General features: G+C 60.7%; 1 protein-coding gene. It reads left to right on the top strand.

Going from position 1 to position 1,467, the window contains the following annotated elements:
- The first annotated feature begins 118 nt into the window (after positions 1 to 118).
- Entirely contained in the window at positions 119 to 1,393 is a 1,275-nt protein-coding gene (locus tag BLIN9172_RS17720; protein ID WP_009882371.1) for an IS256-like element ISBli2 family transposase, read from the top strand.
- Positions 1,394 to 1,467: the final 74 nt, after the last annotated feature.

The raw sequence follows: 1,467 nt of genomic DNA, 5'->3' as shown, positions 1-1,467 counted from the left end.
GGGTGAGTCCCATAGAGTGGTGGCATTCCCACCAGGGACTTCACCCCCAAAAATGTGAAGAACCATCGTGGGATCCCGCTAGTAGTTCCGCCAAGAACCTCACGAAAGGCATCCCACGATGGCTGACCCCAATTCTGCCGTGTCGACCCTGATCAACCAAGTCCTGACCGACCCTGACCTCGCCCACTCCGACGTGTTTAGGCAAATGCTCCAAGCTGGCCTCCAGGACCTCATCGAAGCCGAAGCCACCGCCACGATCGGTGCCGCCCGCTACGAACGCAGCGAAGACCGTTCAACACGCCGTAACGGGTCGCGGAAGAAGACCCTGGCAACTCCCTCGGGAGAAGTCGACCTGGCGATCCCGAAGCTACGGAAAGGCTCGTTCTTCCCGTCCCTGCTCAATCCCCGTCGGCGGGTCGATAAGGCCCTCTACGCCGTCATCTGCCAGGCCTGGATCGACGGAGTCTCGACGAGGAAGGTCGATGACCTTGTGCGTGCTTTGGGCAACGAGTCCGGGATCTCTCGGTCGACGGTGTCGCGGATCTGTGCCGACATCGACGAGGCAGTGGCCGAGTTCCTGGCCCGTCGACTCGATCACACGTGGTTTCCCTACCTCTTCGTCGACGCCACCTATGTCGATGTCCGCCACCGGGGTCGTGTCGTGTCTCAGGCCGTGGCTGTGGTCACGGGTGTCTCATCACAGGGCAGGCGGGAGATCCTGACCATGAGTGTCGGAGATGCCGAGTCCACGGACTTCTGGACACAGGTCCTGCGTGGGCTGCGTGAGCGGGGGTTGAAGGTGAGCACCGAGACTGATCCCGAAGGGGTCGCGCTGGTGATCTCTGATGCTCATTCGGGGATCAAGGCCGCGGTCAAAGCGATCCTGCCCGGTGCTGGGTGGCAGCGGTGTCGAGTCCACTTCGCTCGTAACGTCACTCAGCGCCTTGGCAGTGCGCACTCGAAGCCGGTCAACGCGTTGATCTCAACGATCTTCGCCCAGACCACAGCCGAGGCCGTCATTGCCCAGTACAAGCAAGTCGCTGAGAGTCTGCGGGCGTCGTTTCCCGACATCGCCGACATGCTCGAGTCCGCCGAGGTCGATTTGACGGCGTTCGTGTCCATGCCCAGGCAGCATTGGCAGAAGATCTGGTCGAATAACCCGATCGAGCGGTTGAACAGGGAGATCAAACGCCGTGCTGATGTCGTTCAGATCTTTCCGAACCGGGAGTCGGTGACTCGGTTGATCGGGGCCGTGTTGCAGGAACAGCACGAGGAATGGCAGTACGGTGAGAGACGCTATTTGTCGGAGATCTCGATGCGCAAACTCGTGACGGTGTTGCATGGGCAGACCGAGGTCGACCCGGTCGGGGTGGTGATGCCGCTGACCGCGTGATTCGTAGCCCGACCCCGCTGCTTAATACCAAGTTAAAGGAACTACCGAAGAACACCACGAAAAGGGACTTGACC

It is taken from the genome of Brevibacterium linens ATCC 9172 (genome assembly GCF_900169165.1).
GTDB lineage: Bacteria > Actinomycetota > Actinomycetes > Actinomycetales > Brevibacteriaceae > Brevibacterium > Brevibacterium linens.
Note: the sequence above shows the minus strand (reverse complement) of the source record. Positions and strands in the feature narration are given on the sequence as shown.

Excerpts from the sequence above, each read along its gene's own strand:
- BLIN9172_RS17720 (WP_009882371.1), top strand. The coding sequence starts at position 119 with ATGGCTGACCCCAATTCTGCCGTGTCGACCCTGATCAACCAAGTCCTG.